The following is a 16,511-nucleotide window of genomic DNA, read 5'->3' on the forward strand; positions in this document are numbered from 1 at the left end:
GTCAGGGGTGATGCGGTTCACACGCGGCGGTAATGCACCTGCTGCCCGCCGCCGGGCCCGTGCATCCAGCGCTCGGCATCCTCGGGCCGCGCGCCGAGCCGGCTGATCCGCCCGAGGCGGTTGGCCAGGCCCCGGTCGAGTCCGCGCATGAGACCGGCCTTGACCCACAGCGCGGCGAACAGCAGGATCCAGCCGGCGAGCGCGCACCACTGGGCGCCAGGCACCGCGGCCAGGCCGCTCTCCGCCGCAGCCGCGATGATCATCAGTCCGATCCCGATCACGGACCAGAAGCTCGCGAGCTGCATCGTGGTGGTGAAGGCGCGCCGGGGACCGGCATCGATGTCCTCGCGCGACACCCCTGTCCCGCCGCCGGAGAACGGGGGCGTGAGTGCGGCCCAGATGTCGAGGATCCATGAGCCGATGACGGTGCCGATCATCTGGATCCGGCTGAGGAAGCGGATGGGCGGGAGCCGGTCGTCCCGGGCGTGGAGCTCCCGGTCGCGGCGGATGCACTCCGCGACGACCTGGGGCGGGGGCACGGCGACCCCCTGATCGAGTGTCCCCAACCGGTGCCGCAGCGCGCCGAGGCGCCCGAGGTGCACACCGAGCCAGAGGAGCAGGATCCCGCTCAGCCCGGTGGCCGCCCAGGCCGTCGACTCCGCCTCCGCACGACTGCCGGCGCCGGCGAGCATGAGCGCCCAGGCCAAGAAGACGAGCGCCGGCACAGCACCGACCGCGAGGAGACCGAAGCCGAAGCCCGTCCACGGGAAGATCCGGGCGGGGACGGCGAAGCGTGCACCGTCGGGCGTCGCATCGAGCGGGCGGAGGAGGCGCTGCGGGTGCGGGTGCGGAGGATGGGCCATGTCCACGATCGTAGATCGCGATGCGGGCTCCTCGGCGCCCGCCCCTGTGCCGATCACGCAGTCGCTGTGCCCATGACGCAGTCGCTGTGCCGGTGTTGTCACACGTGTCCTCGCACGCGCCGAGGGGCGGGCACCGGGATCCCGGTGCCCGCCCCTCGGCGGTTTGCCCGCGTCCGCGGAGGCGATGGCTCAGCTCAGGCGCACGGGGTCACCGTGCGGCAGTGCCCTCGGTGTAGTCGTCGTCGGTGTCCTTGAGCCAGGAGAACATCTGACGCAGCTCGCGGCCGGTGGCCTCGATGGGGTGCGTCTCCTCCTTGGCGCGGAGCTCCTTGAACTCGGTGCCGCCGGCCTTCTGGTCGTCCATGAAGCGCTGCGCGAACTTCCCGTTCTGGATGTCGGCGAGCACCTCCTTCATGTGCTCCTTGACCTCCGGGCCGATGACGCGCGGGCCGGAGACGTAGTCGCCGTACTCCGCGGTGTCGGAGATCGACCAGCGCTGCTTGGCGATGCCGCCCTCGACCATGAGGTCGACGATGAGCTTGAGCTCGTGGAGCACCTCGAAGTACGCGATCTCCGGCTGGTAGCCGGCCTCGGTCAGCGTCTCGAAGCCGTACTGCACGAGGTGGGACACGCCGCCGCAGAGCACGGTCTGCTCGCCGAACAGGTCGGTCTCCGTCTCCTCGGTGAAGGTCGTCCTGATCCCGCCGGCGCGCAGGCCGCCGATCGCCTTCGCGTAGGACAGCACGGTGTCCCAGGCCTTGCCCGAGGCGTCCTTCTCCACGGCGACGAGCACCGGCACGCCGCGGCCGTCGACGTACTCGCGGCGCACGACGTGGCCGGGGCCCTTGGGGGCGACCATGATGACGTCGACGCCCTCGGGAGCCTGGATGTAGTCGAAGCGGATGTTGAAGCCGTGGGCGAACAGCAGGGTGTCGCCCTCGCCGAGGTGCTGCTTGATCTGCTCGTTGTAGATCTCCGCCTGCACCTGGTCGGGGGCGAGGATGACGATGAGGTCGGCCCACTCGGCGACCTCTGCGGGGGTGCCGACCTGCAGGCCCTGGGCCTCGGCCTTGTCGCGGCTCTTCGAGCCCTCGGCCAGGCCGATCCGGACGTCGACTCCGGAATCGCGCAGGCTCAGGGCGTGGGCGTGGCCCTGGCTGCCGAAGCCGATGACGGCGACCTTCTTGCCCTGGATGATCGACAGGTCGGCGGCATCGTCGTAGTAGCGCTCTGCCATGGGGTTCTCCTTCATTGGGGTTGTCTCGATACTAGATAGGGAATGCGGGACGCCGACAGCGGTGTCCGCATCGTGTCCTGCTCCGGGAGCGGCTCAGCCGGCGCGGGGCGCCTTGTCGGTGATGGACTTCGGACCGCGGGCGATCGCGACCGTGCCCGACTGCACGATCTCCTTGATCCCGAACGGCTCGAGCACGAGGCGCAGCGCGTCGAGCTTCGACTGCTCGCCGGTCGCCTCGATCGACACCGCGTCGGGGGCGACGTCGATGATGTGGCCGCGGAACATCTCCACCGCGGCCGCGATCTGCGCCCGGGTCGCGGCGTCGGCGCGCACCTTGAAGATCATGTGCGCGCGCCGCACGGACACCTCGGGTTCGAGCTCGACGATCTTGATGACGTTGACGAGCTTGTTGAGCTGCTTGGTCACCTGCTCGAGCGGCACGTCGGCGACGTCGACGACCACGGTGATCCGCGAGAACGCCTCGATCTCCGTGGTGCCCACCGCGAGCGAGTGGATGTTGAAGCCGCGGCGCGCGATGAGTCCGGTGAGGCGGGCGAGCACGCCGGGCTTGTTCTCGACCAGGACGGACAGTGTGTGACGACTCATCAGACGCCCTCCTCCAATTCCTCTCCGCCGAAGTCCGGGCGGATGTCGCGTGCGTACTGGATCTCGTCGTTGCTCACACCGGCGGCGACCATCGGCCACACCATGGCGTCGGCCGGCACGGTGAAGTCGATGACGACGGGCCGGTCGTCGATCTCGAGGGCGCGCTGCACGGCGGCATCGACGTCCTCGTTGCGCTCGACGCGGATGCCCTCGCAGCCGTAGGCCTCGGCGAGCTTGACGAAGTCGGGCACCCGCACCGAGTTGTGCCCGGTGTTGAGATCGGAGTGCGAGTAGCGGCCGTCGTAGAACAGCGTCTGCCACTGGCGCACCATGCCCAGGGAGGAGTTGTTGATGATGGCGACCTTGATCGGGATCCGGTTGATCACGCAGGTGGCGAGCTCCTGATTGGTCATCTGGAAGCAGCCGTCACCGTCGATGGCCCACACGACGCGGTCGGGTTCGCCGACCTTCGCGCCCATCGCCGCCGGCACCGAGTAGCCCATGGTGCCGAGCCCGCCGGAGTTGAGCCAGGACCGCGGGCGCTCGTACTTCACGAACTGCGCGGCCCACATCTGGTGCTGCCCCACACCGGCGGCGTACACGCCCTCCGGCCCGGTCAGGGCGGAGATCCGGGAGATGACGTACTGCGGGTCGCACAGCCCGTCCTCGTTCTCCTCGTAGCCGAGCGGGAAGGTCTCCTTCCACTCGTCGAGCATCCGCCACCAGGCGGTGCGCTCGTCGGCGAGCACGGCCTCGTGCCGCGTCCGGAGCTCGGTGAGGAGCTCGGCCATGACCTCGGCGGCGTCCCCGACGATCGGCACGTCCGCGGTCCGGTTCTTCCCGATCTCCGCCGGGTCGATGTCGGCGTGGATGACCTTCGCCCGCGGGGCGAAGGAGTCGAGGTCGCCGGTCACGCGGTCGTCGAACCGGGCCCCCACCGCGATGAGGAGGTCGGCCTTCTGGAAGGACGCGACCGCCGGCACGGTGCCGTGCATGCCGGGCATCCCGAGGTGCTGCGGGTGCGAGTCGGGGAACGCGCCGCGGGCCATGAGGGTGGTGGCGACCGGGATGTGCGTCGCCTCGGCGAGCGCGAGCAGCTCCTCCTCCGCGCCGGAGCGGATGACGCCGCCGCCGATGTAGAGCACGGGCCGGCGGGCCTGCGCGATGAGCGCGGCGGCCTCGCGGATCTGCTTGGCATGCGGTTTGAGCACCGGGCGGTAGCCGGGCAGGTAGGGCTCCTCGGGCCAGACGAAGGGCGCCTCGGCCTGCTGCGCGTCCTTGGTGATGTCGACGAGCACCGGGCCGGGCCGTCCGGTGGTGGCGATCCGGTGGGCGCTCAGCAGCGCCTGCGGGATGTCCTCGGCGCGGGTGACGAGGAAGCTGTGCTTGGTGATCGGCATCGTCATGCCGACGATGTCGGCCTCCTGGAAGGCATCCGTGCCGAGCAGCTTCGAGGACTGCTGACCGGTGATCGCGAGCAGCGGCACCGAATCCATGTGGGCGTCGGCGATCGCGGTGACGAGGTTCGTCGCGCCCGGGCCGGAGGTCGCCAAGCACACGCCGAGCTTCCCGGTCGCCGCGGCATAGCCCTCAGCGGCGTGGCCGGCGCCCTGCTCGTGGCGGACGAGGATGTGCGTGATCTTCTCGGAGTCGAGGAGCGGGTCGTAGGTCGGCAGGATGGTGCCGCCGGGGAGCCCGAAGACGGTGTCGATGCCGAGCAGCTCGAGGCTGCGGATGACGGCCTGCGCGCCGCTGAGGACCTCCGCGGTCGAGCGGTCCTGGCGGTGCGCCGGGGGCGCGGCAGTGGGGACGGGGGCGCCCGCGGAGGCGGGACCGGTCGGCTTGGCTGTCCGGCGGGACGCCGGGGCGGGGCCCGGCTTCACGGGCCCTCCCGGTCCGCCGGACGATGCTGAGGCTGCCAACTTGACTCCTTCATCGTGTACTGAACTGGTCCCCGCATGAGAAACGCCCCTGTCCGGTTTCCGGGAGGGGCGCGCGGGACGTCGTCGAAGCGACAGCTCTACGGGTTCACCGCGCGCTGCGTAATGACGACGACAAGGTTCTGCATGTGACTGAGCTTACCCGCGCCCCGGTGGTGCATGTCAAATGGCGGCCACTCCGTCTCGCATCGTGGATTCCGTGTCCGCGCTCGGCGCCGCTCCGGTCACCGCCGCCGCAGGCCGCGCACCCGGCCGCCGCCCGGCGACAGCGGCGGGCCCGCGGAGTAGGCTTGACTGCCGTGCGCTCCCTCCTCCGCTTCTGGCCCGACATCCGGCGCAAGCTCCATGTCTACCTCACGATCATCGCGCTGACCTTCGCGGCGAACGCGATCTCGCTGCTCGTGCCCGCGCTCATGGGGCGGATCGTCGACGGGCCGATCGCGGAGCAGGACCTGTCCGCCCTGTGGCTGCCGATCGCGGCGGTGCTCGGCATCGGCGTCGTCGAGGCAGTGGCCCTGTGGGGACGGCGGATGATCGCGGCGAAGGTCGTCTCGCAGTGGGAGATCACCTGGCGGGCCCGGATCTACGACCGCCTCCAGTACCTGTCGATCGGCGTGCACGGCTCCTGGGAGTCCGGGCAGCTGCTGTCGCGCGCGATCAACGACATGACCCAGCTGCGCCGGTTCTTCGCGTTCGGCGCCCCGTTCATCGTCTCCACCCCGTTCGTCATCGTCACCGGCATCATCGTCCTCACGGTGATGGAGCCGGCGTTCGGGCTCATCGCGGTGCTCATGGCGATCCCCATGCTCGCCGGCGTGATCGTCTTCAACGCCCGCTACCAGCGGGAGTCCCGCGCCTCCCAGGACACCATGGGCGTGATCTCCACCCAGGTCGAGGAGTCCGTCCAGGGCATCCGGGTGATCAAGGCGTTCGGCCGTGCACCCTGGATGACCGAGCGGTTCGAGGCGATCTCCGCCCACCTCCGCGCCATCGAGGTGCGGAAGGCCTACCTCGACTCGTGGATGTGGGCGGGCACGATGACCCTGCCGCGCCTCGCGATGGCCGCGGTCATCGCGGTGGGCTCCTGGGGCGTGCTCGCCGGCTGGACCACGGTGGGCACCGTCGTCGCCGGCGTCACCCTGGTCATGGTGCTCCGCATCCCGGTGGAGATGCTCGGCTTCCTGCTGTCCGACGCGATCATGTCCGTCACCGCCGCCGCCCGCTACTGGGAGGTCATGGACACCGCCTTCGACATCACCGACGCCGACGGCGGCATCGATGACGCTCCCCCGTCCCGCGCATTCACCGGCGTCCTCGAGTTCGACGACGTCGCCTTCGGCTTCCCCGACACGGACCTCCTCACCCTGCGCGGGGTGAGCCTGCGGGTGGCCCCCGGTGAGACGCTGGCGCTCGTCGGTGCCACCGGCAGCGGCAAGACGGCGCTCGCCTCGCTCGTCCCGCGCCTCTACGACGTGAGCTCGGGGGCGATCCGGATCGACGGCACCGACATCCGCGAGCTCCCCCTCAACGAGCTCCGCCGGCTCGTCTCGGTGAGCTTCGAGGAGCCCATCCTGTTCTCCGCCACCGTGGCCGACAACGTCCGCATGGGCTCGCCGGGCGCAGGCGAGGCCGAGGTGTGGGAGGCCCTGGAGATCGCGCGGGCCGCCGATTTCGTGCGCGCCCTGCCCGCGGGCCTCGACACCGAGGTCGGCGAGCAGGGGCTGTCGCTGTCCGGCGGGCAGCGCCAGCGCCTCGCGCTCGCCCGCGCGGTGATCGGCCGCCCCCGGCTGCTCGTCCTCGACGATCCGCTGTCCGCCGTCGACGTCGACACCGAGGAGCGGGTGCAGCGCGCCCTGCGCGAGGTCCTCCACGCCTCGACGACCCTGATCATCGCCCACCGGCCCTCGACGACCGCGCTCGCCGACCGGGTCGCGGTGCTCGACGACGGCCGGATCGTCGCCACCGGCACGCACGAGGAGCTGCTCCGCACGAGCCGCACCTACCGCGACCTTATGGGCGCCTCCGCCCCCGAGGAGGTGCGCCGGTGACCCCCGCGATCCGCGCCGACGAGGACACCGAGGCCGAGGAGCTGCCGCCGGACATCGCGCGCCGCGCCCGGCGCCTCCTCGGCTCGCTCGCCCGCCCCTACCGCGGCGGGATCATCGCCTTCGCGGTCGTCGTCGCCCTGACGATCCTCGCCTCGGTCCTCGATCCGGTGTTCGTCGCGCTCGCGCTCGACGAGGGTCTCCCCCGCGCCGCGGACGGCGACGTCACCGCGCTCGGCTGGGCGATCGGCGGATTCGTCGGCGTCACCCTGCTCGGCGGTCTCGGGATGTGGCTGGCGAACCGGCTCGTCGGCGTGCTCGCGCAGAAGATCATGTTCGACCTGCGCACCCGCCTGTTCGTCCACACCCAGCGCCTCGACCTCGGCTACCACGAGAAGTCGACCTCGGGCCGGCTCGTGTCCCGGCAGACCTCGGACATGGAGTCGGTGCAGCAGTTCCTCGGCTACTCCCTCATGGATGCGCTGTCCGCGCTCGGGCAGATGACGTGCATCGCCGTCATCCTCGTCGTCCTCGACTGGCGGCTCGCGCTCGTCGTGTTCGCCGGGTTCATCCCGCTCGTGTTCACCACCCGCGCCGCCCAGCGCACCCAGCGGGCGGCCTTCCGCCGGACCCGCACCTCGATCGCGAAGGTCATCGTCCACTTCGTCGAGACGATGGGCGGGATCCGCGCGGTGCAGGCCTTCCGCCGCCAGCCGCACGGCCGGCAGCGGCTCGAGAGCGAGGACGAGCAGTACCGCGACGCCAACGTCCGGGCGCTGCGCGGGGTCGCGTGGTTCGCCGGCTCGACCCGGCTCATCGGCAACGTCACGCAGGCCGCGGTGATGGCCGTCGGCGCGTGGTTCGTCATCGAGGACTGGACGCAGATCGGTGTGCTCGCCGCGTTCGTCCTCTACCTGCGCCGGTTCTACGGCCCGCTCGACGAGCTCGTGCAGACCTTCAACCTCTACCAGTCGGCATCGGCCGCCCTGGAGAAGATCGCGGCGGTCCTCGACACCGAGCCCACGGTCGAGGAGCCGGACCACCCCGTCGCCCTGCCCGCGCGCCGGAGCGCGGACGCGGCAGGGCGGGAGCTCGCGTTCTCCGCCGTCCGGTTCTCCTACGGCGAGGGCCCGGACATCCTCCCGACCTTCGACCTGAGGATCCCGGCCGGCCAGACCGTCGCGCTCGTCGGGGCGACCGGCGCCGGGAAGTCCACGCTCGTCAAGCTCGTCACCCGCTTCTACGATCCGTCCGCCGGCACCGTGGCCGTCGACGGCGTCGATCTGCGCGATCTCGCCGACGCCGCGCTGCGCCGGTCCATCGTCATGGTGACCCAGGAGTCGTTCCTGCTCAGCGGCACGATCGCGGACAACATCCGGATCGGCCGCCCGGAGGCCACCGACGCCGAGGTCGAGGCGGCGGGTCGGGCCGTGGGCCTCGATGCCTACGTCGCCCGCCTGCCCGCCGGCTACGCCACCGACGTCCGCTCCCGCGGGGGCCGGCTGAGCTCCGGGCAGCGCCAGCTCGTGTCCTTCGCCCGGGCGTTCCTCGCCGATCCCGACGTCATCGTGCTCGACGAGGCGACGGCGCACCTCGACATCCCCTCCGAACGGCTCGTGCAGTCCGCGCTCGAGACCGTGCTCGCCGGCCGCACCGCGATCATCATCGCCCACCGCCTGTCCACCGTGGAGATCGCCGACCGGGTGCTCGTCATGGAGGCGGGCCGGATCATCGAGGACGGCGAGCCCGCCGCGCTCATCGCGGGCACCGGGCGGTTCGCCGCCCTCCACCGCGCCTGGCGCGACTCCCTGGCCTGAGTGGGAGGCCTGGACCCGATCCCGGAGTCCGCCCCTGCCGCCCTTGCCGGTTCTGTTCGCCGCTCAGGCCTCCGTGGTGGAGATCTCGAAGCGCCCCTCGAGCGCCCGGTGGACGGGGCAGCGGTCCGCGATCCGCAGCAGCGCGCTGCGCTGATCGGCGCTCAGCGCGGCGTCGAAGACGATGCTCCGCTCGATCCGGGTGACGAGGTCGCCGTCGCGCTTGACCTGCCGGAAGGTGAGGTCGGTGCGGGTGTCGCCGATTGTGTAGCCCTTGCGTCGGGCGTACATCCCCATGGTCATCGAGGTGCATGCGCCGAGCGCGGAGAGCAGCAGGTCGAAGGGGTTGGGGCCGGCGTCGCGGCCGCCGTCCACCGAGCCCGGCTCGTCGGCGAGCCAGGTGTGGGAGGCGGTCGCGAGCACGGTGCCGAAGTCGGTCCGGCCGTCGGGGTGGACGCGCACCCTCCCCGGCGGCAGGTCGGCGTGGGGCGCCTCGGCGTCCTCGGGGGCATCGATGTACCGTGCGGCCCATGCGGCGATGACCCCGGCCGTGTAGGTTCCCTGCCCGGGCCCGGTGAGCAGGTGGTCCGCACCGTCGAGGGCGATGAAGCTCTTGGGCTGGTGCGCGGTGCGGTAGATCGCCTGCGCGTTGTGGACGTCGACGATCTCGTCCGTCGGCGAGTGCAGGATGAGCAGCGGGGTGCGCAGCGCCTCGATGCGCCGGGTCTGCTCGACGCCGCAGATGTCGTCGACGAGCGCCTCGCCGATGACGACCGGGCGCCCGCCGATCATCACCTCCGCCGAGCCCTCCTGCCGGATGGTCTCGATCTCGGAGGCGAACAGCCCGGTGACGTGGCCGGGGTCGAAGGGAGCGGCAATCGTCGCGACCGCATCGAGGCCCTCGACCTCGGCGGCGACGGACAGCACCGCGGCCCCGCCGAGCGAGTGCCCGATGAGCAGCCGCGGTGCGGCGTGGTGCGCGCCGAGCCAGGCGATGACCTCGAGCAGATCCGCGCGATCGGAGGAGAAGGTCGACTCCGCGAAGTCCCCCTCCGAACCGCCGAGGCCTGCGAAGTCGAAGCGGAGGACGGCGAACCCCTCGTCCGTGAGCGCCCGGGACACCCGCGAGGCCGCCGGGGACTTCGCCGAGCAGGTGAAGCAGTGGGCGAACACCGCATAGGCCAGGGGCGCGCCGTCGGGCAGGTCGAGGAATCCGTGCAGGCGGGTGCCGCGGGAGGTCGGGATGGTGATCTCTTCGGAGCTCATGACTGCCTTTCGACTCTGCGCCTCTCGGTCGGACGCCCATCGGTCGATCGCTTCGGTTCCTCTCGACCGAACGCCTGTCGGCGTGCGACGCCCGCCGATCGCGCTTCCGAGGAGAACGCTACCCGCTCACGCCCCCGGCCCTGCCGCCTGAAGTTCGGCAGGAGGGCCTCAGGTGGTCGGGGATCCATGATTCCGCCGGATATTCCGTGGATCTCTGACCACCTGCCGGGGCCGACACAGAAGATGTCAAAGATGCTTGACACGAGATGTCAAGGATATTTGACTCATAGTGTCAAGAGAACTTCACATACCGATGGCACCGCCCCGGAAGGAGGACCGATGCCCGAACTCGACGTCGGCGAGGTCACCCTCAAGGACCGCCGGAAGCGCGCCGGGCTCACCCAGGCGCAGCTCGCCGGACTCGTCGAGGTGTCCCGCCAGACGATCATCGCGATCGAGCGCGGCGACTACTCGCCCAGCGTCTACCTCGCCCTGCGGATCGCCCGCGCCCTCGACACGACTGTCGAGGAGCTGTTCCCACTCGACCGGAAGGACCACTCATGAGCACCTCCCGCCCGCAGTCCCGCTTCACCGAGATCGCCGATTCCATCAGCGGCGTGAGAGACCCCTCGATGGGCGACGAGCGCGAGCGCGACGTCATCCTCCGCGCCTACACCTTCTCCTCCGTCGTCGCGACGTATGCCGCGTTCGCCGTCGCGATCCTCCTCGCCGTCATCGGCGTGGGCCTGTGGTCGGTCCTCGTCGTCCTCGCCGCCGGCCTGACCGGCTGGGGTGCGATCTGGTACTGCGCGCGCAACGATGTCGACCTCCCCGCGATGACCGAGCGGACGACCGGGCGTCGCAGGAGGGTGACCTACTCCTCGATGGCGGTGCTCTCCGTCCTCTGGGTCGCGGCCATGCTGTTCCACGTGCTCACCGGGGCACCGCTCGTCCCCGTCGACCTCGGGTTCCCCGGACCCTCGGACAACGGCTTCGCGACTGTGGCCGGCGCCCTCGTCGGCGGTGCGGGCGGCATCGCCGCGGTGATCGTGGCGTTCAAGCTCACGAGCCGCTCGATCAGGAAGCGCGAGCAGGCCGCTGAGGACGAGGACTGAGCCTCCGCCGTCCCACCTCGTCAGCGCCGCCGGCGGACCCGGTAGACCAGGCCCCCGCTGCCCTCGCGGGACAGCCAGGCGCGCTCGAAGGCGGCGCGCGGATAGATGCGCCGCACTGCGGCGGCGGTCGGAGCCGCGGGGTCGTGCACGCGCACGTCGCCGCCCGCGGTGACCCCGGAGACGACGAGCAGATGGCCGCCGGTCTCGTAGCCGGCCTCCGGCAGCTCGGCGGCGTCGAAGGTCACCGAGGCGATGAAGGGTTCGCCGGCGGCGAGGAGCTCCTCGCCGGCGCGCAGATCCGGCAGGGTATCGAGGAAGGCGTCGTAGCCCCGGGCGGCGGCCCATGCGGTGTTGAAGGCCCAGTTGCCCGCCCCGTCGTAGGCGTGGTCCCACACCCCGCGCAGGGTGGTGCGGACCGCGGGCGAGCCGCCCTCGTCCTCCGGACCCGACGCTGAGGTCGCAGGAGCAGCAGCGGCCGCATCGTCCGCTCCCGGGTCCGCCGGCCCCGACCGTCGGTCCGCCCGGTCGAGGAAGTCCAGCAGCATGGTGAGCGAGGTCGGCGAGCACCACACGTCGCCGGCGCCGTAGCCGGGCAGCTCCCCCTGCTGCCGCTGCGAGACCGGCGGCAGGAGCAGTTCGATGTCCGCGCCGCGCGGCACCGATTGCGCGAGTTCGGGGCGCCGGGGCGCCGGGCCGCGGGTGAGCACGGAGACGCGCTCGAGCACGGGGACCGCTCCCGACGGTGCTGCGTGGAGGAGCGCCTCGACCTCGACGAGGTCCGCCGCACCGCCGAGCACCGCGGTGTCGACGACAGCGGTGTCGGCATCGACCCGGATGCCGTGCAGGGCCTGCCCGGGCACGGTGGTCGAGCAGAACCCGGGATCGGTCGACCAGCGCGCGAGCACCGCCCAGTCCGACCAGCGCGAGCCGCCCGAGGGCTCCGCCTCGGCACTGCGGCCCACCCGCAGGCGGATCTCGATCGACGTGCCCGGCGGGGTGAGCGCGGTCCAGGTGGGGATCGCCTCGGTGAACACGCGCAGGTGCACCGGTGGCGCCTGCCACCGGTGCACCTGCGCATCGAGGGCGCGGGACTCCCCGCGCACATGGGTCACCGTCATCGTCGCTGCACCGTCAGCGCGCGGCTCGGCCGGCGCCTCGGTCCGTGTCTCCTCGGTCCGCGCCTCAGTCCGTCGTCACCGCACCGGTCGACGCCGAGCCGACGAGCTTGGCGTACTTGCCCAGGGTGCCGTGCAGGCGGTGGTTCTCCGGCACGGTCCAGTTCCTCCGGCGCTCCTCGAGCACCTCGGCGGGGACGTCGAGGTCGATCGAGCGACCGGCGATGTCCACGCGGATCCGGTCGCCGTCCTCGACGAGCGCGATCGGCCCGCCGTCGACGGCCTCGGGCGCGACGTGGCCGATGCACAGGCCGGTCGAGCCGCCGGAGAACCGGCCGTCGGTGATGAGGAGCACGTCCTTGCCGATCCCGGCGCCCTTGATCGCACCGGTGATCGCGAGCATCTCGCGCATGCCCGGTCCGCCCTTGGGACCCTCGTAGCGGATGACGACGACGTCGCCGGGCTTGAGCTCGCCGCCGAGCACGGCATCCATCGCCGGCTGCTCCTGGTCGAACACCCGCGCGGTGCCCTCGAACACGTCGGCGTCGAAGCCGGCGGACTTGACGACCGCGCCCTCCGGGGCGAGCGAGCCGTGGAGCACGGTGAGCCCGCCGGTGGCGTGGATCGGGTTGTCGAGCGCGCGCAGGATCTTGCCGTCGGGGTCCGGCGGATTGATCTTCTCGAGGTTCTCCGCGACGGTCTTCCCCGTCACGGTGAGGCAGTCGCCGTTGAGCAGCCCGGCGTCGAGGAGCGCCTTCATGACCACCGGCACGCCGCCGATCTTGAACACGTCATTCATGACGTAGTCGCCGAAGGGCTTGACATTGCCGAGGTGCGGGACCCGGTCGCCGACCCGGTTGAAGTCGTCGAGGGTGAGCTCGACTTCGGCCTCGTGGGCGATCGCCATGAGGTGGAGGACGGCGTTCGTCGACCCGCCGAACGCCATCACCACGGCGATCGCGTTGAGCAGCGACTCGCGGGTGATGATGTCGCGGGCGGTGATGCCCTGCTTGAGGAGTTCGACCACGGCTTCGCCGGACCGGCGGGCGTAGAGCGTGCGGTTGCGGTGGATCGCCGGCGGGGCGGCGGAGCCGGGCAGGGACATGCCCATCGCCTCTGCGGCCGAGGCCATGGTGTTCGCGGTGTACATGCCGCCGCAGGCGCCCTCGCCCGGGCACACTGCGCGCTCGATCGCGTCGACGTCGGCCTCCGTCATCTTGCCGGCGCGGCAGGCGCCGACCGCCTCGAAGGCGTCGATGAGGGTGACCTCCTTCTCCGTGCCGTCGGAGAGCTTCGCGGTGCCGGGCATGATCGAGCCGTTGTAGAGGAACACGCTGGACAGGCCCAGGCGGGCGGCGGCCATGAGCATGCCGGGGATGGACTTGTCGCAGCCGGCGAGCAGCACGGAGCCGTCGAGGCGCTCGGCATTCATCACGGTCTCCACCGAGTCGGTGATGATCTCGCGCGACACGAGCGAATAGTGCATGCCCTCGTGCCCCATGGAGATGCCGTCGGACACGGAGATCGTCCCGAACTCGAGCGGGTAGCCGCCGGCGTTGTGGACGCCTTCCTTGGCGAACGCGGCGAGCTTCTCGAGCGTGAGGTTGCAGGGCGTGATCTCGTTCCACGAGGAGGCCACGCCGATCTGCGGCTTGACCCAGTCGCCGTCGTCCATGCCGACGGCGCGGAGCATGCCGCGCGCGGCGGCCTTCTCCAGTCCGTCGGTCACGTCGCGCGAGCGCGGCTTGATATCGATCCCGGGCTTGACATCCGATTCTGTGCTCATGCTCGCAGTCTAGGACCGGGGGTCGGTTCTGTCTCCACCCGACACATGATGGACTCCCGGCACCTTGACCGGGGCCACCGGCGCCCCGGCCCGGTCGGCCGGTGCTCGACTCGTTCACGACAGGGCGAGCTGGGTAGGATTCCCGCATGGTGATTCCCACATGACGGCCGCCTGGCTGGTCCTCCTCGCCGTCGTCGTCCTCATCCTCGCCAACGCCCTCTTCGTGGCGGTCGAGTTCGCCTATCTCACGGTCAACAAGACCGAGGTGCGCCGCGCCGCCTCCGACGGGGACCGCACGATGCAGGCGGTGTCCGACTCGCTCACGAATACCTCGAGCAATCTGTCCGGGGCGCAGCTCGGCATCACGGTGACGAGCCTCGTCGTCGGGTTCCTCACCGGCCCGTCCCTGGGCGTCCTCCTCACCGAGGGCCTCGGCTGGGCCGGGCTGGCGCCGGCCGCCGCGACCGGGATCGCCACCACCGCGGCCTTCATCATCGCGACCTTCTCGCAGATGGTGTTCGGAGAGCTCGTCCCGAAGAACTGGGCGATCGCCGAGCCCGCGCTCGTCTCGCGGCTCGTCGTGTACCCGCAGAAGGTCTTCATGACGGTCTTCGGCTGGCTCGTGTGGGTGCTCAACTCCGCGGCCAACGTCGTCCTCCGGCTCCTCGGGTTCACTCCCGAGGAGGAGGTCGCGAGCGCCCGCACCGCCCAGGAGCTGCGCGCCGTCGTGTCGCAGTCGGGGCGGCAGGGCACGCTCGACCGGACCACGGCGGAGCTCGCCGCCCGCTCGATCGAGTTCGGGCAGCGCACCGCCGCCGACGTCATGCAGCCCCGGCCGCAGGTGACCTTCCTCGAGGACGAGTCCGCCCAGGACCTCCTCGACCTCGTCGCCGACACCGGGCACTCGCGCTTCCCCGTCATCGGCGAGACCGTCGACGAGGTCGTCGGCGTCGTCCACTTCAAGCACGCCCTCGCTGTGCCGTTCGAGGAGCGGGCCTCCACCCCGGTCCGCGACATCGCCGTCGAGGCGCCCCACGTCGTCGAGTCGATGACGCTCGATCCGCTGCTCGCACAGCTCCGCGAGCCGGGCCTCCAGATCGCGATCGTCGCCGACGAGTACGGCGGCACGGCCGGCATCGTCACGCTCGAGGACCTGCTCGAGGAGATCGTCGGCGAGATCGACGACGAGCAGGACTCCGGCGAGGACAAGCACCGCAGGCTCCCCGACGGCGGGCTCGCCGTGTCCGGGCTGCTCCGCCCCGACGAGCTCGGCGAGATCATGCGCCTGCGGCTGCCCGAGGGCGAGGAGTCCGACACGCTCGGCGGGCTCATCGCCGAACGGCTCAACCAGATGCCCGAGGCCGGGGACCGGATCGAGGTCGACGGCGCCGATCTCGCGGTCACCGACGAGGACGACCTGCCCACCCCGGCCAGGATCGCCCTCACCGTGGGGGCGATGGACGGCCAGCGCGTCGACGAGGTCGTCGTCCACCGCCTCACGGTGCCGGGCGACGATGACGACGATGACGACAGCGATGACGCCGACGGCGGATCCGATGACCGCACCGGAGCCGAGGAGCCGGCCGACCGTGCGGCAGACCGCACCGGCTCCACCGCAGCAGAAGGAGACCGCCCATGAGCGACGGAGTCGCGATCCTCGTCCTGATCCTCCTGCTCGCCGGCAACGCGTTCTTCGTCGGCGCGGAGTTCGCCATGGTGTCCGCGCGCCGCGATCAGATCGAGCCCAAGGCCGCCGAGGGCAGCCAGTCCGCCCGGTGGACGCTGCGCGGCATCACCGACGTCTCGGTCTCGCTCGCCGCCACCCAGCTCGGCATCACCGCCTGCTCGCTCCTCATCGGCGCGGTCGGCGAACCGGCGATCGCCCACCTCATCGAGGGTCCGCTCGAGTCCTGGGGCGTGCCCGGGGGGCTCGTCCATCCGATCGCCCTCGTCATCGCGCTGCTCATCGTCACCTTCCTCCACATGGTGCTCGGCGAGATGGTGCCGAAGAACATGGCGATCGCGAAGCCCGCCGCCGCAGCACTCCTGCTCGGGCCGGTGCTGCGGGTGTTCGTCGTCGTGTTCCGGCCCTTCATCTGGCTCATGAACACTGCGGCGAACCTCGTCGTCACGCACGTGCTCCGGGCCGAGCCGAAGGACGAGGTGTCCTCGTCCTTCTCCTCCGGCGAGGTGCTCGAGTTCGTCGCGGAGTCGGGCCGCGAGGGCCTGCTCGGCGAGGAGGAGATCCGACTCCTCACCGGCGCGCTGAAGTTCGAGGAGCTCACCGCCGCCGATGTCGCCCTGGCACCGGGCACCGTCCGCACGATCCCGCGCACCGCGACGGTCGCCGAGGTCGAGCAGCTGTGCATCGAGACCGGGTTCTCCCGGTTCCCGGTCACCGACGGATCGGGCGGGCTCGTGGGCTACGTGCACGCGAAGGATCTGCTCGTCCTGGGCCCGGAGGAACGTCTCGCAGCACTCCCGGACACGGTGATCCGCGAGCTCGGCGCGGTGCCCGGCGACGCCAAGCTGCGCCGCGTCATGGTGGCCATGCAGCGGACGAACTCCCACATGGCGCTCATCGACGGCGGGCCGCGCTCCGCGGACGAGGTCGCCGTGGTCGCGCTCGAGGACGTGCTCGAGGAGCTCGTCGGCGAGGTGCGCGACGCCACGAGCCCGGTCTGAGCCGCCCGGCCCGAGTCGTTTCAGCCGCCGTTCCGCTGC

General features: G+C 71.3%; 13 protein-coding genes. 6 read left to right on the forward strand and 7 right to left on the reverse strand.

What is annotated here, in order from left to right:
* Positions 1-17 precede the first annotated feature (17 nt).
* The 4 genes from MTQ12_RS03280 to MTQ12_RS03295 all read right to left on the reverse strand — a co-directional run bounded on the left by MTQ12_RS03280 (position 18) and on the right by MTQ12_RS03295 (position 4,628).
* Positions 18-863: a hypothetical protein gene (locus MTQ12_RS03280; RefSeq protein WP_137320195.1), complete on the reverse strand. Its 846-nt coding sequence runs from the start codon at positions 861-863 to the stop codon at positions 18-20.
* 208 nt (positions 864-1,071) lie between these two features.
* The gene (gene ilvC, locus MTQ12_RS03285; protein ID WP_137320196.1) at positions 1,072-2,100 is read right to left on the reverse strand and encodes a ketol-acid reductoisomerase; all 1,029 of its coding nucleotides are present in this window, start codon (positions 2,098-2,100) and stop codon (positions 1,072-1,074) included.
* A 93-nt stretch (positions 2,101-2,193) separates the two neighbouring features.
* Positions 2,194-2,706, reverse strand: a complete 513-nt coding sequence (gene ilvN, locus MTQ12_RS03290) for an acetolactate synthase small subunit (protein WP_137320197.1) — start codon at positions 2,704-2,706, stop codon at positions 2,194-2,196.
* Positions 2,706-4,628, reverse strand: a complete 1,923-nt coding sequence (locus MTQ12_RS03295; protein ID WP_247423888.1) for an acetolactate synthase large subunit — start codon at positions 4,626-4,628, stop codon at positions 2,706-2,708. Before MTQ12_RS03295 ends, ilvN begins: the two co-directional genes overlap by 1 nt.
* Before the next feature lie 317 nt (positions 4,629-4,945).
* Here MTQ12_RS03295 and MTQ12_RS03300 point away from each other — a divergent pair, with 317 nt between their 5' ends.
* Together MTQ12_RS03300 and MTQ12_RS03305 are read left to right on the forward strand one after the other, a co-directional pair.
* On the forward strand, positions 4,946-6,694 hold the full coding sequence (locus MTQ12_RS03300; RefSeq protein WP_247423890.1) for an ABC transporter ATP-binding protein: 1,749 nt from the start codon (positions 4,946-4,948) through the stop codon (positions 6,692-6,694).
* Positions 6,691-8,508, forward strand: coding sequence for an ABC transporter ATP-binding protein (locus MTQ12_RS03305; RefSeq protein WP_247423893.1), 1,818 nt, complete (start codon positions 6,691-6,693; stop codon positions 8,506-8,508). Before MTQ12_RS03300 ends, MTQ12_RS03305 begins: the two co-directional genes overlap by 4 nt.
* A gap of 63 nt (positions 8,509-8,571) precedes the next feature.
* Here MTQ12_RS03305 and MTQ12_RS03310 read toward each other — a convergent pair whose 3' ends face one another.
* Positions 8,572-9,771: an alpha/beta fold hydrolase gene (locus tag MTQ12_RS03310; RefSeq protein ID WP_247423895.1), complete on the reverse strand. Its 1,200-nt coding sequence runs from the start codon at positions 9,769-9,771 to the stop codon at positions 8,572-8,574.
* A 339-nt stretch (positions 9,772-10,110) separates the two neighbouring features.
* Here MTQ12_RS03310 and MTQ12_RS03315 point away from each other — a divergent pair, with 339 nt between their 5' ends.
* Both MTQ12_RS03315 and MTQ12_RS03320 read left to right on the forward strand, forming a co-directional pair.
* Positions 10,111-10,335 (forward strand): helix-turn-helix transcriptional regulator, encoded by a 225-nt coding sequence (locus MTQ12_RS03315; RefSeq protein WP_137320214.1) that lies wholly within the window; start codon positions 10,111-10,113, stop codon positions 10,333-10,335.
* Complete coding sequence (locus MTQ12_RS03320) at positions 10,332-10,886, forward strand: hypothetical protein (RefSeq protein ID WP_247423897.1); 555 nt, start codon at positions 10,332-10,334, stop codon at positions 10,884-10,886. The genes MTQ12_RS03315 and MTQ12_RS03320 overlap by 4 nt, the downstream gene beginning before the upstream one ends.
* Before the next feature lie 20 nt (positions 10,887-10,906).
* Here MTQ12_RS03320 and MTQ12_RS03325 read toward each other — a convergent pair whose 3' ends face one another.
* Entirely contained in the window at positions 10,907-12,004 is a 1,098-nt protein-coding gene (locus MTQ12_RS03325) for a C39 family peptidase (RefSeq protein WP_247423899.1), read from the reverse strand.
* Positions 12,005-12,068: 64 nt separating this feature from the next.
* Positions 12,069-13,787, reverse strand: coding sequence for a dihydroxy-acid dehydratase (gene ilvD / locus MTQ12_RS03330; RefSeq protein WP_137320218.1), 1,719 nt, complete (start codon positions 13,785-13,787; stop codon positions 12,069-12,071).
* A gap of 160 nt (positions 13,788-13,947) precedes the next feature.
* On the opposite strand from ilvD, the gene MTQ12_RS03335 reads away from it, so the two are divergent.
* Both MTQ12_RS03335 and MTQ12_RS03340 read left to right on the forward strand, forming a co-directional pair.
* Complete coding sequence (locus MTQ12_RS03335; RefSeq protein WP_247423901.1) at positions 13,948-15,426, forward strand: hemolysin family protein; 1,479 nt, start codon at positions 13,948-13,950, stop codon at positions 15,424-15,426.
* Positions 15,423-16,472, forward strand: a complete 1,050-nt coding sequence (locus tag MTQ12_RS03340) for a hemolysin family protein (protein WP_247423904.1) — start codon at positions 15,423-15,425, stop codon at positions 16,470-16,472. Before MTQ12_RS03335 ends, MTQ12_RS03340 begins: the two co-directional genes overlap by 4 nt.
* The last annotated feature ends 39 nt before the right edge of the window (positions 16,473-16,511 follow it).

Source organism: Brevibacterium sp. R8603A2 (assembly GCF_023072605.1).
Classification (GTDB): Bacteria; Actinomycetota; Actinomycetes; order Actinomycetales; family Brevibacteriaceae; genus Brevibacterium; species Brevibacterium pityocampae.